Origin of the sequence: Enterococcus sp. DIV0183 (genome assembly GCF_050541505.1) — a bacterium.
GTDB classification, from domain to species: Bacteria; Bacillota; Bacilli; order Lactobacillales; family Enterococcaceae; genus Enterococcus; species Enterococcus faecalis.
The window spans coordinates 260729-276808 of record NZ_CP172932.1 but is presented as its reverse complement, the minus strand read 5'-3'; the positions used below and the strand labels follow the sequence as shown (position 1 = coordinate 276808).

16 protein-coding genes are annotated in these 16080 nt (G+C 38.6%); 7 read left to right on the top strand and 9 right to left on the bottom strand.

Annotated features, from left to right (window positions below; genetic code table 11):
• The first annotated feature begins 19 nt into the window (after positions 1 to 19).
• Positions 20 to 1066, top strand: coding sequence for a chitinase (locus tag IGK72_RS01455; protein WP_070416045.1), 1047 nt, complete (start codon positions 20 to 22; stop codon positions 1064 to 1066).
• Between the two features lie 95 nt (positions 1067 to 1161).
• On the opposite strand, the gene IGK72_RS01450 is transcribed toward IGK72_RS01455, so the two are convergent.
• Both IGK72_RS01450 and IGK72_RS01445 read right to left on the bottom strand, forming a co-directional pair.
• Positions 1162 to 1473 (bottom strand): DMT family transporter, encoded by a 312-nt coding sequence (locus IGK72_RS01450; RefSeq protein ID WP_002355223.1) that lies wholly within the window; start codon positions 1471 to 1473, stop codon positions 1162 to 1164.
• Positions 1470 to 1826 (bottom strand): DMT family transporter, encoded by a 357-nt coding sequence (locus tag IGK72_RS01445; RefSeq protein ID WP_002386054.1) that lies wholly within the window; start codon positions 1824 to 1826, stop codon positions 1470 to 1472. The genes IGK72_RS01450 and IGK72_RS01445 overlap by 4 nt, the downstream gene beginning before the upstream one ends.
• Before the next feature lie 265 nt (positions 1827 to 2091).
• On the opposite strand from IGK72_RS01445, the gene IGK72_RS01440 reads away from it, so the two are divergent.
• Positions 2092 to 3066 (top strand): ring-cleaving dioxygenase, encoded by a 975-nt coding sequence (locus IGK72_RS01440; protein WP_070416046.1) that lies wholly within the window; start codon positions 2092 to 2094, stop codon positions 3064 to 3066.
• A 21-nt stretch (positions 3067 to 3087) separates the two neighbouring features.
• Positions 3088 to 3708 carry a flavin reductase family protein gene (locus IGK72_RS01435; protein WP_002385390.1) on the top strand — a complete coding sequence of 207 codons (621 nt, stop codon included), beginning with the start codon at positions 3088 to 3090 and terminating at the stop codon, positions 3706 to 3708.
• Positions 3709 to 3750: 42 nt separating this feature from the next.
• Here the strand turns inward: IGK72_RS01435 and IGK72_RS01430 are convergent, their stop codons facing one another.
• Positions 3751 to 5079 (bottom strand): aminopeptidase C, encoded by a 1329-nt coding sequence (locus tag IGK72_RS01430; protein WP_002358357.1) that lies wholly within the window; start codon positions 5077 to 5079, stop codon positions 3751 to 3753.
• Between the two features lie 149 nt (positions 5080 to 5228).
• On the opposite strand from IGK72_RS01430, the gene IGK72_RS01425 reads away from it, so the two are divergent.
• Both IGK72_RS01425 and IGK72_RS01420 read left to right on the top strand, forming a co-directional pair.
• Entirely contained in the window at positions 5229 to 5618 is a 390-nt protein-coding gene (locus tag IGK72_RS01425; RefSeq protein WP_002358356.1) for a GntR family transcriptional regulator, read from the top strand.
• Complete coding sequence (locus IGK72_RS01420) at positions 5618 to 6988, top strand: DUF5808 domain-containing protein (protein WP_016626064.1); 1371 nt, start codon at positions 5618 to 5620, stop codon at positions 6986 to 6988. Before IGK72_RS01425 ends, IGK72_RS01420 begins: the two co-directional genes overlap by 1 nt.
• 44 nt (positions 6989 to 7032) lie before the next feature.
• Here IGK72_RS01420 and IGK72_RS01415 read toward each other — a convergent pair whose 3' ends face one another.
• From IGK72_RS01415 to IGK72_RS01390, 6 genes are all read right to left on the bottom strand, one after another.
• Positions 7033 to 7239: a heavy-metal-associated domain-containing protein gene (locus IGK72_RS01415; protein WP_002355215.1), complete on the bottom strand. Its 207-nt coding sequence runs from the start codon at positions 7237 to 7239 to the stop codon at positions 7033 to 7035.
• 21 nt (positions 7240 to 7260) lie between these two features.
• Positions 7261 to 9747 carry a heavy metal translocating P-type ATPase gene (locus IGK72_RS01410; RefSeq protein WP_023894879.1) on the bottom strand — a complete coding sequence of 829 codons (2487 nt, stop codon included), beginning with the start codon at positions 9745 to 9747 and terminating at the stop codon, positions 7261 to 7263.
• 15 nt (positions 9748 to 9762) lie between these two features.
• Complete coding sequence (locus tag IGK72_RS01405; protein ID WP_002358353.1) at positions 9763 to 10203, bottom strand: CopY/TcrY family copper transport repressor; 441 nt, start codon at positions 10201 to 10203, stop codon at positions 9763 to 9765.
• A 128-nt stretch (positions 10204 to 10331) separates the two neighbouring features.
• A complete protein-coding gene (locus IGK72_RS01400; RefSeq protein WP_002355211.1) occupies positions 10332 to 11495 on the bottom strand; it encodes a cation:proton antiporter in 1164 nt (387 codons plus the stop codon).
• A gap of 20 nt (positions 11496 to 11515) precedes the next feature.
• Positions 11516 to 12883, bottom strand: coding sequence for a TrkH family potassium uptake protein (locus IGK72_RS01395; protein WP_002370177.1), 1368 nt, complete (start codon positions 12881 to 12883; stop codon positions 11516 to 11518).
• Positions 12884 to 13014: 131 nt separating this feature from the next.
• Entirely contained in the window at positions 13015 to 13605 is a 591-nt protein-coding gene (locus tag IGK72_RS01390; protein ID WP_002386047.1) for a dihydrofolate reductase family protein, read from the bottom strand.
• Positions 13606 to 13803: 198 nt separating this feature from the next.
• Here IGK72_RS01390 and genR point away from each other — a divergent pair, with 198 nt between their 5' ends.
• Positions 13804 to 14565 carry a transcriptional regulator GenR gene (genR, locus tag IGK72_RS01385; protein ID WP_002362941.1) on the top strand — a complete coding sequence of 254 codons (762 nt, stop codon included), beginning with the start codon at positions 13804 to 13806 and terminating at the stop codon, positions 14563 to 14565.
• A 173-nt stretch (positions 14566 to 14738) separates the two neighbouring features.
• Entirely contained in the window at positions 14739 to 16073 is a 1335-nt protein-coding gene (genB, locus tag IGK72_RS01380) for a PTS sugar transporter subunit IIC (RefSeq protein WP_002355207.1), read from the top strand.
• Positions 16074 to 16080 lie beyond the last annotated feature (7 nt).

The following is a 16080-nucleotide window of genomic DNA, read 5'->3' as shown; positions in this document are numbered from 1 at the left end:
TTAAAGGAGTTCTCAAAAAATGAAGCTAAAAAAAATAATTCCTGCTTTTCTCCTTCTTTCAACCGTTGCAGTTGGCTTGTGGTTAACGCCTACTCAAGCTTCTGCAGATGCTGCGGATACGATGGTAGATATCTCTGACAAAAAAGTGTTGGTTGGATATTGGCATAACTGGGCCTCAAAAGGACGCGATGGTTACAAACAAGGAACATCAGCATCACTGAACCTTTCAGAAGTAAATCAAGCCTACAATGTCGTACCGGTTTCCTTCATGAAAAGCGATGGCACGACACGGATTCCTACGTTCAAGCCTTATAACCAAACAGACACTGCCTTCCGACAAGAAGTCGCACAATTAAATAGTCAAGGTCGCGCAGTTTTATTGGCACTTGGTGGAGCAGATGCACATATCCAATTAGTCAAAGGCGATGAACAAGCCTTTGCGAATGAAATCATTCGTCAAGTGGAAACATACGGCTTTGATGGTTTAGACATTGACTTAGAGCAATTAGCGATTACTGCTGGCGACAACCAAACCGTCATCCCTGCTGCATTGAAAATAGTCAAAGACCATTACCGAGCACAAGGAAAAAATTTCATCATTACGATGGCGCCAGAATTCCCTTATTTAAAACCTGGTGCCGCTTATGAAACATACATTACTTCCCTAAATGGTTATTATGATTACATTGCCCCACAATTATATAACCAAGGCGGCGACGGTGTCTGGGTTGATGAAATTATGACTTGGGTTGCTCAAAGCAACGATGCTCTAAAATACGAGTTCCTCTATTATATGTCTGATTCATTAATCCATGGTACGCGCGGCTATCTACAGATACCAAACGATAAATTAGTCCTTGGTTTACCAGCAAATCGGGATGCTGCTGGTAGCGGCTATGTCGTTGAGGCTACCCCTGTAGCCAAAACTTTTGATCAGTTAGCAAAAGACGGTAATCCTATCCGTGGCTTAATGACTTGGTCTGCAAATTGGGACGTTGGTCAAGATGTCAACGGCAAGTCCTACAACAATGAATTTGCGACACGTTATAGTAACCTTGTAAAATAAAAGCTATTTTGAGACAGAACACCGCATTTGGTTCTGTCTCTTTTTAAATTTTACTCACCTGTCTTTCAATAATCCAAACAATGTTCTCTTGCTTTCTAACCAATTAATTTTAAACCAATCACAGAAACAATGATTAAAAAAATAAAAAATATCCGGCGTAGGTCTTTTGATTCACCTAAGAGCATTCCTAAAATAGCGCCTCCTGCTGTACCAATTCCTGTCCAAACCGCATAAGAAACGCCCATCGGTAATTGTCTCATCCCTAAATATAAAAATAAGAAACTACCACTAAACGCTAGAATTAAAATTAACAATGAACGTAAGTCTTTTTTTGTTGTAAATAATTTAATTGAACCTACGCCAAAGATTTCAAAACAGCCTGCAATAACTAAGTATAACCAACTCATCTTGTTTCCTCCTCTTTATTTCCAGTTACCATTTTTAAGCCAATTACACCTATTAATAACAGCAACAGAAAAAGAACTTTTCCTATGCCCAATGGTGTGTGGAATAAAAAATGATCTGTTACAATAGTTCCAGCACTACCTAAGCCGACAAATACAGCATAGGCTGTGCCGACTGGCAATTCCTCTCCTGCTTTAATCAGCGCATAAAAACTGATAAAGATTGCGATTACTGTCCCTAAAATCTCCCACCATGTTGTACTATGCTTCATGCCAATGACCCAAATCACTTCACAAAAAGCGCCAAAAATAACTTTTAACCAAGCTTTACTCATCTTGTTTTCCTTCCCTTCCAAACAAAAAAAGTGCCAACAAACAGTTCAGCTATGGCCTAAGAACTGTTCATTAACACTTTAGTCGCAAGCATCCGGCGATGTTTACGAAAGTTTATGTATTAAAATATCTCAGGCTATTATATTCTTATTTTTTTAAAAAATCAACTAAAAAATAATAGTTCGAATTCGAGACATTTCTTTTGCATTTTTAGGACTAATCATTTAAACTTACTTTTAGTAAGTTGATTAATTAAAAAATTATTTTTCTTTTAGGAGGATTTTTATTATGAATACACAAATTTTAGGTTTACACCACGTCACTGCCATGACTTCAAGTGCTGAAAAAATTTATCACTTTTTCACCGATATTTTAGGTCTACGTTTAATTAAGAAGACTGTCAACCAAGACGATATTGAAACATATCATTTATTTTTTGCTGATGATGCCGGCTCTCCCGGAACAGATATGACTTTCTTTGACTTCCCAGGCTTACCTAAAGGAACCAAAGGAACCAATACAATTTCTCGTACTTCCTTCCGTGTAAAAGATGATGCTGCTTTGGATTACTGGGTATCACGCTTTAATGAATATGCAATTGATCATGGAGAAATTCAAGAACGTTTTGGTAAAAAGTATTTAGAATTTGAAGACTTTGACAATCAACGTTACCAACTTATTTCTGATGAAAAGAACCAAGGTGTTGCAGCTGGCACGCCTTGGAAAAAATCTAACGTCCCTAGTGAACATGCTTTAATCGGCTTAGGTCCAGCCTTTGTAACTGTCGAAAATTACGAACATCTGCAACTAGTTTTAACTGAAGTTTTAGGGTTCAAATTGATTGATGCTGAAGGTAGTTTCCATTTATTTGAAGTTGGCGAAGGTGGGAATGGTGCCAGCATTATCGTAGAGCATCGAGAAGATTTGCCAGCGGCCCAAGAAGGCTACGGCAATGTCCATCACTTAGCCTTGCGCGTTACCGATGAGGAAGCACTACGTTTCTGGATTGAAAAAATTAATCGTTTGGAATTTCCTAATTCTGGCTTTGTGGAACGTTTTTACTTTAAATCTGAATATTTCTTGGCAGCAACACATGTTTTATTTGAACTGGCAACCGATGGTCCTGGGTTTTTAGAGGATGAAACCTATGAACACGCTGGTGAAAAATTATCATTACCGCCATTTTTAGAACCAAAACGGGCAGGGATTGAAGAATTTGTGCGTCCTTTCGATACTTCAGATGCGAATGTTCAAAGAAATTAGTATTTTTTCTAGGAGGCTCCTATGATTCATTACAATAGTAACGAGTTATCTGCAAAAACAGCGTATAAATTTTTATCAGGAAGTATTATTCCTCGGCCAATCGCTTGGGTTACAACACAAGATACAGCCACAGGTGTCGTCAACGCTGCTCCCTTTAGTTTCTTTAATGCGGCGGCAGCTGAAATTCCTTTAGCAACGTTATCCATTTTACGACCAGACAAAGCGCCTAAAGATACGGCACGAAACATCTTGGCTACTAAAGAACTTGTCATCCATTTCGTTAACGAAGACGTTCTTACTCAAATGAATCAGACTTCGGCACCTTTAGCAGCAGAGATCAGTGAAATTGACACATTCGGTATTGAAACCATTGCCAGCCAGACTGTTGCTGTTCCAGCAATCAAAGCCGCGCCGATTCGGATGGAAGCTCGCTTACATCAATATGTACCTATTGCTAACCATGAAGGTCAAATTATTACGGATTTATTCATTGTAGAAATTACCGATTTCTATTTTGATTCAGCCGTTTTCGATGAAGAACATCAGTACATTTTACCTAAAAAACTCCAACCGATTGCTCGTTTAGCAGGCAATGATTATACAACATTGGGCGAAATCCGTGAAGTTCGCCGCCCAACGTAAAAAGAAGGCCCCGCCATGACGGCGGGGCCTTCTTTTTCTGTTTTATGCTAATGCGCCCATTGGATCCCAAGGTGCCAAAACAGTTGGCGCTTGTTCCCAAGCTTTTTTCTGTTCATCAGTTAATAAATCTTTGTGCACAACGATTTGATAAGTGTACTCGTCCATCCACGCATCGCTCATAACGAAGAAGCCATTTTCACCGACTTTTTCGCCCCAGCTATTTTCCACTTTCCATTTTGTTGTTTGACCATCAACGATATCAACACCTGTTAAAACCATGGCGTGTGTCATTAAGCTTTCACCAAAGTCTAAACGTTCTGCTTTAGTCATCGTAAAATCAATATCAAAAAGATCGTTCATATCGTAAACGTCTAATGCCATAATTCCTGTGTCACGTGTTGAAGATTGTCCAACATCACAACCAAACCAAACAGATTCGCCTTGTTCCAATTGTGCAGCAGCTAATTTTTTGAAAGCAGCCATTTCTACATTTAAATATTTAACTTCTTTGCCGCCGACAACATTCCCTAACATTTCAACAGTGTATGTTTTGTTGAAGGGTTTATCTTCTGTAGGAGCATTAATAATACTTACATAATCATGTAAATTAACGCCAACGTATTTTTCAAAGAATGTTTGCGGTGTTAGATTTTGATCCAAATGATAATTTTTTTCTTCGTCACGGTATTCAAAATCAAAGGTTTCTGGCGGTGTTCCTAAAGAGATTGCTAAGAAATTATAAATTTCTTGTAACATTGCTTCTTTGTTTTTTTGGACTTCTTCAGCAGAAGCGCCTTTTTCAATTAAACTACGTAAAATTGTTGCATCTTTGCGTAATTTTTTATTTAAATAGTTGTTTAAATCACGTGAATTGGAACTGTTGCTGCTTTCAGGCATTGCCGTTTTAGGCACTACGCCATATTTATCAAAAATTGAAACGATCATATCCCATTGCCCACCATCTTGTTGTGGTGTAGCTAATAAAAAGGCCACTTTACGACTAGTCAACGGTTGATCGGCTGTTGCAATAATATTTTCATAGAAATAATTTGATTTTTCATATTTATCCCAGAAAAATGTATAGTTTTGTGATAATTCAAAATCTTTTAATTGAAACGCATTTAACATTCTATGTCTAAATGTATTTAACGCCGCAAACATCCAGCAGCGACCGCTTTGTTTTTGATTGGCTACTTTTCCAGTAGCTAAGTCGACTGAAAAGACGGGTACGTTATTCACGGCTCCTTGTACAGATTCACCTGAAGCGCTGATACCATTTTTTACTACACTACGTTGTAAGGCATTTTGTTTATTATTGTTCAAGAAATCTTGATGGAATTTCTCTGTTAATTTTGGTTCAATTGCTGTCATATTTTCATCGTCCTTTCATTTTACGTTCTTCTTCATTATATGCTTCTCTTTAAACAGAAACAACCATTTACTCTAAATTCCTTGCTTTCCAACTCTTTTTGCATTAGTATATATAATACAGATAGCACAAATAAGACAGGAGTGATTCGATGCTTTTAGAAATAGATGAACAAAGCGAACAGCCCATCTATCAGCAACTCATTGATCAAATCATTGTAGGCATTGCCAAAGGTGAACTGGTTCCCAATGAAAGTTTGCCTTCTATTCGACAATTGGCGGACGAAATTGGGGTCAATATGATGACTGTTTCAAAAGCTTATAATAAGTTAAAGCAATCAGGTTATATTGTGACTGACCGTCGTAACGGCACCAAAATTGCCGCAAAGTTACCTGCTACCGCTGTTTGGCAACAGCAATTGCATGAGCGTTTAGAACTTCTGTTGGCTGAAAGTTTTTTACATCAGCAATCCGAAGCAGAAATCCAAGCACTTATTCAGAAAATTTATCAAAATTTTGATTCGAAAGGGCGTGCATTATAATGGCGGTATTCTTTTATTTCATCCTAGTTTCTGTCGCTTTTTTTATGGCATTTACTATGGGGATTTATGCAAATCCTCACAAAAATATTATTTTGGAAAACACTTTACCAGAAGATAAACTACAAGATCCTAGCGTTCAAGCAATCCGAAAACGTTATAAAAAACGCTTGGTTCAACTAGCAGCCGTTTTTAGTGTTCTTAGTTTACCTTTGTTATTTATTCCTTATGATTCGATTTTGTTGTTTCTTTTTCTGTTACTTTTATTTAGTTTTATTGGCAGTGGCTACTATCTGCAAATCGTTTATATTCGCAAAATGGCCGCTTTAAAAATGCAAAACGGCTGGTTGCTACCTAAGCGTCCTCTCTTAATCGATACGCAATTAGTTTTAAATAAAAACCAGAAACTTATTTCATTTTGGTGGTTTTTACCTGCAATTATTCTTACTTTTGCTGGGGGCTTTTATTCCTTGCAAACGGCGATTGGTTCCTGGATTCTTTTCTTAATTACTGTTTTGATGTTAAGTTTGTTCATTGGCGGTTATTATTTTATTGCGCGCTTACCTGTCAAACCGCTAACTAGTGACTCAAAAATTAATCAGCAAATCAATGATTTATTTCGGCATCATTGGTCTGTTTTAATGGTTTTATCCGCCTTAGTTTTTGCACCGCTAACCATTTTACCAACTTTCACAATTGTAATTGATTATACGGTTGCGATGGCTCTTACTTTTTGTTATTTTATTCTTTTGTTTGTTTATGTAGGCTTTCTCTTCTACTACCTATTTTCAATGCGCAAAAAACAAGATCAATTCGTTTTACAGGCTGGCGATTATCGCTATGGGGATGATGATCAATATTGGCGGTATGGGATTTATATCAATCCCAAGGACCCCAAAATCATGGTTCCTGACCGCATTGGTATGAATTTATCTATTAACCTAGGACGGCCTGCTGGGAAAATTATTCTAGCTGCTACTGGTATTTTAACGATTGCGGTGCTGTTCTTTGCCACAGTGCCGATGTTTATAAATGATTTTTCTAGTCATGCCTTTCAAGCAACTATTGAAAAGAAACAAATTGAGTTATCTGCCCCATTAGCAAAAACGAGGTCAATTCCTTTTAACCAAATCACTGCTGTTTCTTTGATTGATGACTTACCTCAAGAACGCATCCGCACAATGGGTGCTGCGACAGATAGTTACTTAACAGGAGAATTTAAAGTCGCTGGCAAACCTGCTTATTTACTAATTTATACAAAAAGTCATCCGATTCTGAAAATAGAAACGCGGGAGAAAGTTTATTATTATACTGCGCGCGAGGGTCAAGAAACGACTAAGATTTATCAGGAAATCAAATCAAAGCTTCCATAACAAAAAAACAGGGCCTACCATCATGAGTAGGCCCTGTTTTTTTGTTATTCGCTGACAACCTTGAATTTTGTATCCGCCAACGTGGTATTCAGCTCATCCTGGCTTACTTCACGATCTGCTGTCACAACGGCTGTTTGATCTGCCAAGTGAACCGCAACATTCGTTACGCCGTCAATTCCACTAAATTTTTCAGTGACCGCTTGAACACAGCCATCACATTTCATCCCATCAATTTTTACTGTTTTTTCCATTTCACTTCATCCTTTTCAATTTTATTTTTGACTTCCACTAGTTCTTTTCACCGTCGAAGGTTTAAATCCTTTTAAGCGTAAGGCGTTTAGTAAGACAGAGACTGAACTAAAACTCATAGCTGCTGCTGCAATCATCGGACTTAACAAAGGTCCACCAAATAAGTGTAACACACCCATAGCCACTGGAATACCTAATGTATTATAGGCAAATGCCCAGAAAAGATTTTCTTTGATGTTTTTGATGGTCGCTTTACTTAATTCAACTGCTGTAGGCACATCCATTAAATCACTACGCATTAGCACAATGTCGGCCGATTCCATTGCAACATCTGTACCTGAACCAATAGCAATCCCCACATCCGCTTGGGCAAGTGCTGGTGCATCATTAATACCGTCACCCACCATCGCAACTTTTTTGCCTTCTGCTTGTAGTTTTTTCACTTCTAACGCTTTATCTTCTGGTAAAACTTCACTTAAGACACGATCGATACCTACTTGTTTCGCAATCGCCTCTGCAGTACGCTTGTTGTCTCCCGTAATCATCACGGCTTCGATCCCCATTTTATGCAAACGTGCAATGGCTGTTTGACTGCTATCCTTCACAGTATCTGCTACCGCAATGATACCCGCAAACGAACCATCTTTTGCCACAAACATTGGGGTTTTCCCTTCTTCTGCCAAACGATCCGCTTGTTGAACAAACGTTGATAGCTCGATGGCTTCTTCTTTCATTAATTTTATATTGCCCAAAAGTAGGACTCGTTCGTTGACTGTCACACGGATGCCGTGACCTGGAATCGCTGAAAAATCGTTTCCTTCTGCTAATGGCAATTGACGTTCTTTAGCCGCTCCCACAATCGCTTCACCTAGGGGGTGTTCTGATCCTTGTTCTGCAGAAGCTGCTAATGTTAGTAACTCAGCTTCTGAAAGTGCTGAATCAGCAACTAAAATATCTGTAACCACCGGTTTGCCTTCTGTAATAGTCCCTGTTTTATCAAACACGATTGTTTGAATTTTGTGAGTGGTTTCTAAAGCATCCCCACTTTTAATTAAAACGCCATTTTCAGCGCCCTTACCTGTCCCCACCATAATCGCAGTCGGCGTTGCCAAGCCGAGCGCACAAGGACAAGCAATCACTAACACAGAAATAGTAATTGTCAAAGCGAAAATCCATGACTCTTGTCCTAAAAAGAACCAAGCCAAGCCAGAAAGAACAGCCAAACCAATGACGATTGGGACAAAAACACCCGAAATTTTATCAGCTAATTGTGCAATCGGCGCTTTTGAGCCTTGCGCATCTTCCACTAATTGAATGATTTGGGCAAGGGCCGTCTCTTTTCCCACTTTTGTCGCCTTGAATTGAAAGCTGCCATTTTTATTGATGCTAGCACCAATTACTGCATCACCGACTTTCTTTTCAACAGGCAAACTTTCGCCCGTTAACATGGCTTCATCCACAGAACTACTGCCTGAAACAATCACTCCATCAACAGGGATTTTATCTCCTGGGCGAACAATCACAATGTCATCCAACTGAACAGCATCAACTGGCACTTCAATTTCTGCGCCATCACGTAAAATATGAGCAGTTTTCGGCGCCAAACCCATTAATTTTTTTATCGCATCTGAGGTTTTCCCTTTTGAAACAGCTTCGAAATATTTTCCTAATGTAATTAAGGTTAAAATAACACCCGCTGATTCATAATAAAGAGCCATTGTAAAACTTGTGTCTCCTAAAAATATCATGACTGTGCCATATAAACTATACACAAAAGCAGCACTGGTTCCTAAAGCTACCAAAGAAAACATATTCGGATGCCCTTTAAATAATGCTTTAAAACCAACTGTGAAAAATTCTCTGCCGACATATAGGACGGGTAACGTCAAAATCAATTGAACCATTGCAAAGGTCGTCGCATGTGTCATTGGATTCAAAAAATCCGGCAATGGTAAGCCTACCATATGTCCCATCGCAATATAAAGAAGGGGCACTGTAAACACCGCTGAGATCCAAAAACGTTGCCACATCTCAGCAATATGTTTTTGTTTCTTTTCACGATCTTGGTCCGCTGTTGCACCTGCAGCGACTTCTTCTGTCGCTTGATAACCTGCATCCGTAACTGCTTTGATAATTTCAGCACTCGTTACTTGATGGTCGTCATAACTAACCACCAGTTTTTCCGTGGCTAAATTAACAATCGCTTGTTGAACACCAGATAATTGGTTCACAGCTTTTTCAATCGTTTGGGCACAGGAAGCACAACTCATTCCTTCAATCGCAAACGTTCGTTGCTGGGCTGGGCTAATCGCCTTGTAGCCAGCATCTGACACAGCTTCCTTAATTTCTTCTTCTGTGACTTCCGTCTGATCATACGTGACACTTAATTTTTCCGTAGCTAAATTGACACTTGCCTTTGCCATCCCAGGTAACTTCGCCGTAGCCTTTTCAATCGTTTGGGCACAGGAAGCACAGCTCATCCCTTCAATATCAAACGTTTTACTTTCCATTTTTTTCACTCCTTTTTAAATTAAATGACATTGGCATTGACCAGGAATACAGTTGCAAGGGACGGATTCAACCGCCGTCTTGCGCTTCTCTTTCAAGAGTTCCTCTAATCGATCCAAATCGTCATAACTCAACTGACTCTCTGTTAAAATTGTTTCCACCACGGAACCAACTTTACGGCTGCACACTTTAGCTAAAAGTTCGTCTGCCACCGTTTCAACGCTCCGACGTTCTTCTACTAGCGGATAATAAATATATTTATTACCTGCTTTCTCCGTTCCAACTAACCCTTTATCTGTTAAACGACTTAGTAACGTCTTGACGGTCGTTGATTTCCATTCTTTCTTCTCATTTAAAAGTGTATGCACTTCACGACTCGTGGTCTTGCCTTGGGTCCAAATAACCCTCATGACTTCCCACTCTGCATCTGTAATTGTCGCTAATTTATCTTTTGCCATACTCGTTAAATTCCTCCTTCATCAATAAAAAAAGAGTTCAAGGTTGTCGACTACAAATGTAGTCGTTTATCTTGAACTCATCATATAGCTATTTTATTTTTTTGTCAACAACTTCTGCTCATCTTTTTTTATTGCAACGCAGATTCTTGTTTTTTAACAAAGTATTTCAATAAGAACGGTGCAACTAAGGTCGTTAAGATAATTACCACAATCATGCTCGTATAATACGCTTCTGAAAGTAATTTAGATTGGTAGCCAATTTGCGCAATGATTAATGCCATTTCCCCACGCGAAACCATCCCAGCACCGACCATTAAAGAACTTGTATTGGAGAAACCAACCATTTTCGCTCCCCAGGCGCCGCCCAGTAATTTCGTTAAAATCGCCATAATCGTCATTACCAAAATAAAAGGTAAATCTTTTCCTAACGTGTTAAATGTCACTGATAAGCCAATGCTGGCAAAGAAGACGGGAATAAACACGGCATAGCCAATAGCTTCAATATTGAAATCAATTTCTGTTTTTGCATCCGTTTGTCCCACAGCAATCCCTGCAAAAAAAGCACCTACGACAGAACTTAAACCAACTAAATCAGCCAAATAAGCCATGCCCAAACAGATAATCAATGACATGATAATAACAGACGACCCAATGTTCATTTTTTGACTTAAACGTAGTAAATAGGGAGCAATAAAGCGGACCAAAAAGAAAATCCCAATAAAGAATAAGCCTTGTTCAATTAACTTAACAATAAAGCTGACTTCTGTATTGCCGCCTGTACTTGCACCAATCATGCCGACAGCGACACTTAAAATAATCACGACCACGATATCGTCAACGACGGAAGCCCCAAGAATCGTTGCACCTTCTTTACTACTTAAAACATTCAACTCTCTTAATACTTCTACTGAAATGCTGACCGACGTTGCTGCTAAAACTAACCCAAGGAAAAAAGCTTCTTTCCAAGAAAAAGCAAACAGCTGACCAATCAACATAGTAAAACCAACCGGTAAAACGATGCCCAAAATAGCGACCATGACACTAGGTTTCGCATATTTTTTCAATAATTCCAATTCACATTCCATTCCAGCAATAAACATCAGCATAATGACACCAATTTCTGAAAAGTCATGCACAAACACATCTTGATGCACAATATTTAACATCGCTGGACCTAACACAATCCCTACTAGCAATTGCCCAATTACCGCAGGAATTCCTACTCTTTTACAAGCAACACCTGCTAAAGTCGTTGTAATTAAAATCAAACATAAAATACCTAAAAATTCCATTCTATTTCCCTCTTTCTCTATTAACCAATCATCACTGATTCTTTTGGATATTGAACTTTCGACTGACTTTCCAAGCCTTTCTTAATTAATGACAATAACACCGTGTACACACCCACACGACCGACGAACATTAGAAAAATAATCACCAGTTTACCAAAAACAGTTAAATCTGGTGTTAACCCCATTGTTAAACCGACCGTTCCAAATGCAGAAATCACTTCAAAAACAATATACTCAATCCCGTTTTTTAAAGGTAATGTTTCTGTAAACGAGAGAATAACCGAAGCAGTTACACATAAAAAAGTTGCCAAGAAGAACAAAGTAAATGCTTGGAGCACTACTCGCTCAGGAATTGTGCGTTCATGGAATTCCACTCGCTGTTTCCCTTTAAAAATTGCACGAAATTGTAAAAATAGCACACCAAACGTAGTGGTTTTCAAGCCGCCAGCGGTTGATCCTGAAGTGCCACCAATAAACATCCACAAAATCGTGACAATCAGGCCTGGATTACTCATTTTCAAATAATCAACTGAATAAAAGCCAGCCGTTCTTGGTGTAACCGACAAGAACCAACTGTTGACAAGACGCTGCCAAAAAGACATGTCAGCTGGAAAATGGCGATATTCTGAAATGTAAAAAATAACGGTCCCTAAGACTAAAAAGGTGGCGGTCACCGTTAAAGCAAGGCGTGTATGAATACTAACACGGTGCTTAATTTTATTTTTATAGCCTTTAATCATTGTAAAAATATCGCGCCACACAATAAATCCTAAACCACCAGCTATAATTAAAAAGCTAATGACTAGTAAAAGATAAGGCGAATTTTGATAAGGAACCATACTATCCCCTAGCAAATCAAAGCCAGCATTACAAAATGCCGAAACGGCATGGAAGAGACTAAAAAACAACCCTTTTTTCCACCCAAATGTTGGCACAAATTGAAAGGACAACAAGAAGGCTCCAAGTAATTGAATAATGGCCGCAAACTTCATAATATATTTCATTAAACGAAAAACTCCGGAAACTTCACTAACATTTAAAGCTTCTTGATACAACATCCGTACACTTAGTGACGCTTTTTTCCGTAGCAAACTAAAGAAAATCGTGGCAACGGTTAAAAAGCCTAAGCCGCCTAATTCAATCAAAATCATAATAATAACTTGCCCGATAGGACTCCAATGTTCCGCCGTATTCAAAGGCGAAAGCCCTGTAACACAGACGGCGGAAGTTGCCACGAAAAAAGCATCAATCCATTGCGTTTTTTGTCCAGCTTGTGCAGAAAAAGGCATCATTAATAAGATCGTGCCTACAACAATTAATAGAAAAAAGCCTAAGACAATTGTTTGAACAGGTGAAATATACAACCTTCTTTTGATCTGATGTTTCATTTTTTTCTCCTCTACCATTTCTTTGTCAATCAAAAACAACACAAACGGCTAGACAACTGTTGCTTTGTTCCTCTCGCCCTATGAGAAACTCAAAACCTTGAAAGCAACTTGCCCAACCGAATAATTATTTTTTAATTTTTGTTTTCACGTTGATAAATCGAATAAACCAACTCATTTTTTTGATAAACCTGTTTTAAACGAACTGGGATTGATTGAGCCATTGTCTCGTATAGAGCAATGCCCTCACCCAGAAACAGTGGTATTGTCGTCAAAATGAAGGTATCAATTAAATCAGCTGCCAAAAGCGGTTGAACCACTTTTGGGCCCCCAACAATCCAAATTCCCGCGCCGTCTTCTTCTTTGAGACGACGAATTAATGTGACTGGATCTTCCTTGGTAAAAGTTCTTGAAGCAGTTGATGGTTCTGGATGAGAGGTAATGATATAAGAATGCTTGTCTTCATAAAAATACACATCTGGGGACAATTCTTGTGTCACTTGATCATAAGTAGTCCGCCCCATTACCACAGTGTCTATTTTTTCATACATTTCATCGTAACTACGATCTTCTTCATCGCCACGAATATTCTCTTCTAACCAAGCAACACCGCCCGCTTTGTCCGCAATGAAACCATCAATACTCGCTGCAATAAATAAAATTACTTCCCGTGCCACATCAACGCCTCCTTTTCTCTTCTTATCTATTTTAGCTTGTTTTCTCAAAAAACTCTAGGGGTGCGCATTGTTATTTTTAAAAGAAAAAAGAGAAAAACTAGGATAATTGGGCTACTTTTTGTAAAATAGGAAATAAGAAACTTTTTATTGAGTTATTTTACATTTTTTTCAAGAAAAATAAGAATTGGTTTATTTGATTTACACAAAAAAATAACATATTCAGTTTTTATATAAAGGAGGATTACTTTGTTTGATTTAGAGAAGGTTCAGACCTTGAATGAATTAGAAATGCTCGTTTACCATTATGTATTGGAACACCTGCACCAAATCCCTCAACAGACCATTCGCCAACTGGCTACTTCCTGTCATGTCTCCACCTCAACGATTCTACGATTTTGTAACAAAATGGGCTATGCTGGTTTTTCCGAATTAAAATATGCAGTGAAAGAAGAAGCCAAACAAACACAAACGTTTGAAAATTTTTATGATGCCACGGTTCACGTCGATGCTTTTTTAAAAAAATTAAACCAAGAAACCTATTACGAAATGCTTCGTCCAGCAATCCAAATGATTGTTCAAGCACGTCACGTTGCCTTTACTGGCATTGGTACTAGCGGAATTTTAGGTAGTTATGGCAGTCGTTATTTTGCCAACTTAAATATCAATTCTTACAGTATTGCTGACCCCTTTACGCCTATCCCCAAGCGCGGATTTGAAAATACATTAGCCTTGATTCTGTCTGTATCTGGGGAAACCAATGAAATGATTAAACAAATGACCGATTTTAAAACAGCTGGCGCCAAAGTGCTAAGCATTACCAACAATCAACATTCAACTATTGCCCGCTTGGCTGACTACAACATCTCCTATTATATGCCCGACGAACGTTCTCCATTTGCAGATAAATCAGTCAATACAACCACTCAAATCCCTGTCATTGCTTTAATTGAACTCCTAGCTCATCAAGCAAGTCAACTTTTAAAGGAACTAGATGAAACACCTTCCTAGTTGTTTTTCACAAAAGCTCATGCTGTCTAAAACAGCATGAGCTTTTTTGTTTTTTTTCTTGGTACATGTTTCTCATTCAGGCAAAAGTCTATTTTTTCTTCAAATAACCTTATATAGTAAATATGTAAACGGATACATTTGCATTTATATTATTCTTCAAAGGAGAGATTTTTATGAACGAATGGATTAACGAGAAATTATTACCTCCAGTACTAAAATTCGTCAATACCAAAGCAATTACTGCCTTACGGAACGGGATGCTTTACACGATGCCTTTTACCATTGTTGGTTCCGTGTTTCTTCTATTAGCGAATTTCCCAGTTACAGCTATTTCTGAATGGGTTAACGCAAGTGGCCTGGCTGTTTATTTCAATCAAGCATATGGGGCATCTTTTGCGATTATGTCGTTATTTGCGGTCATCGGTATTGCCTACTCATATGTAAAAAGCGAGGGATTTGAAGGCCTCCCAGCGGGCATGATTGCCATGGTGGTTTTCATTTTGTTTATGTCATCTGAAGTCAAAGATGCGGTTTCTGGCGCAGTAGTTGGCAATGTCATCAACAAAGATTGGACAGCTGGCAAAGGGATGATTACAGCTATTATTGTTGGTTTGTTAGTCGGCGTTGTATATAGTTGGTTTTTACGTCATGATATTCGTATCAAATTACCAGAAGCTGTACCAGAAAATGTGGCCAATTCCTTTACTGCGTTAATTCCTGCCAGCGTCATTGTAACTGGTGCAATGCTAATTTTCATTCTTCTAGATAAAGTCTTCAATACGACATTCTTTGACTTTATTTACGAAGTGCTACAATCACCACTTCAAGGAGTCACAGATTCACTAGGTGGCGCATTACTATTAGGTTTTGTCATTCCGCTCTTTTGGTTTTTCGGTGTTCACGGGTCAACAATCGTTGGCGGTATCATGGGCCCTATTTTACAAGCAAACTCTTTAGAAAACACCGAAATTTTGAAATCTGGAAAAGACTTAACACTGGCTAATGGTGGCCATATTGTTACACAACAATTTTTAGATCAATTTTTAACTGTCACTGGTGCGGGCATGACAATCGGGTTAGTCGTGTTCATGGTTTTCTTTGCCAAATCAGCTCAGTTTAAGCAATTAGGTCGGCTTTCAATTGGGCCAGCTGTTTTCAATATTAACGAGCCAATTGTCTTTGCTACACCTATCGTGATGAACCCAATCATGGCTGTGCCGTTCATTATCACACCGATTGTTTCTTCTGTTGTGACATATTTTGCCTTGTACACAGGACTGGTTCCTCTCTTTACTGCGGTACAAGTTCCCTGGACTACTCCTCCAATCATTTCTGGACTTTTAGTTGGTGGTTGGCAAGCCGCGTTGCTTCAAGTAGTGGTACTGACGATGAGTTTCTTTATCTATTTACCGTTTGCTAAAAAAATGGATGCACTTAACTACGCAGAAGAAACCAATCAACCGATTACTGAAGAAACCCTTGAAAAAGTCGAAGCACAAAATGTATAAAAATTTG

Excerpts from the sequence above, each read along its gene's own strand:
- IGK72_RS01455 (WP_070416045.1), top strand. The coding sequence starts at position 20 with ATGAAGCTAAAAAAAATAATTCCTGCTTTTCTCCTTCTTTCAACCGTT.
- IGK72_RS01450 (WP_002355223.1), bottom strand. The coding sequence starts at position 1,473 with ATGAGTTGGTTATACTTAGTTATTGCAGGCTGTTTTGAAATCTTTGGC.
- IGK72_RS01440 (WP_070416046.1), top strand. The coding sequence starts at position 2,092 with ATGAATACACAAATTTTAGGTTTACACCACGTCACTGCCATGACTTCA.
- IGK72_RS01435 (WP_002385390.1), top strand. The coding sequence starts at position 3,088 with ATGATTCATTACAATAGTAACGAGTTATCTGCAAAAACAGCGTATAAA.
- IGK72_RS01430 (WP_002358357.1), bottom strand. The coding sequence starts at position 5,079 with ATGACAGCAATTGAACCAAAATTAACAGAGAAATTCCATCAAGATTTC.
- IGK72_RS01425 (WP_002358356.1), top strand. The coding sequence starts at position 5,229 with ATGCTTTTAGAAATAGATGAACAAAGCGAACAGCCCATCTATCAGCAA.
- IGK72_RS01420 (WP_016626064.1), top strand. The coding sequence starts at position 5,618 with ATGGCGGTATTCTTTTATTTCATCCTAGTTTCTGTCGCTTTTTTTATG.
- IGK72_RS01415 (WP_002355215.1), bottom strand. The coding sequence starts at position 7,239 with ATGGAAAAAACAGTAAAAATTGATGGGATGAAATGTGATGGCTGTGTT.
- IGK72_RS01410 (WP_023894879.1), bottom strand. The coding sequence starts at position 9,747 with ATGGAAAGTAAAACGTTTGATATTGAAGGGATGAGCTGTGCTTCCTGT.
- IGK72_RS01405 (WP_002358353.1), bottom strand. The coding sequence starts at position 10,203 with ATGGCAAAAGATAAATTAGCGACAATTACAGATGCAGAGTGGGAAGTC.
- IGK72_RS01400 (WP_002355211.1), bottom strand. The coding sequence starts at position 11,495 with ATGGAATTTTTAGGTATTTTATGTTTGATTTTAATTACAACGACTTTA.
- IGK72_RS01395 (WP_002370177.1), bottom strand. The coding sequence starts at position 12,883 with ATGAAACATCAGATCAAAAGAAGGTTGTATATTTCACCTGTTCAAACA.
- genB (WP_002355207.1), top strand. The coding sequence starts at position 14,739 with ATGAACGAATGGATTAACGAGAAATTATTACCTCCAGTACTAAAATTC.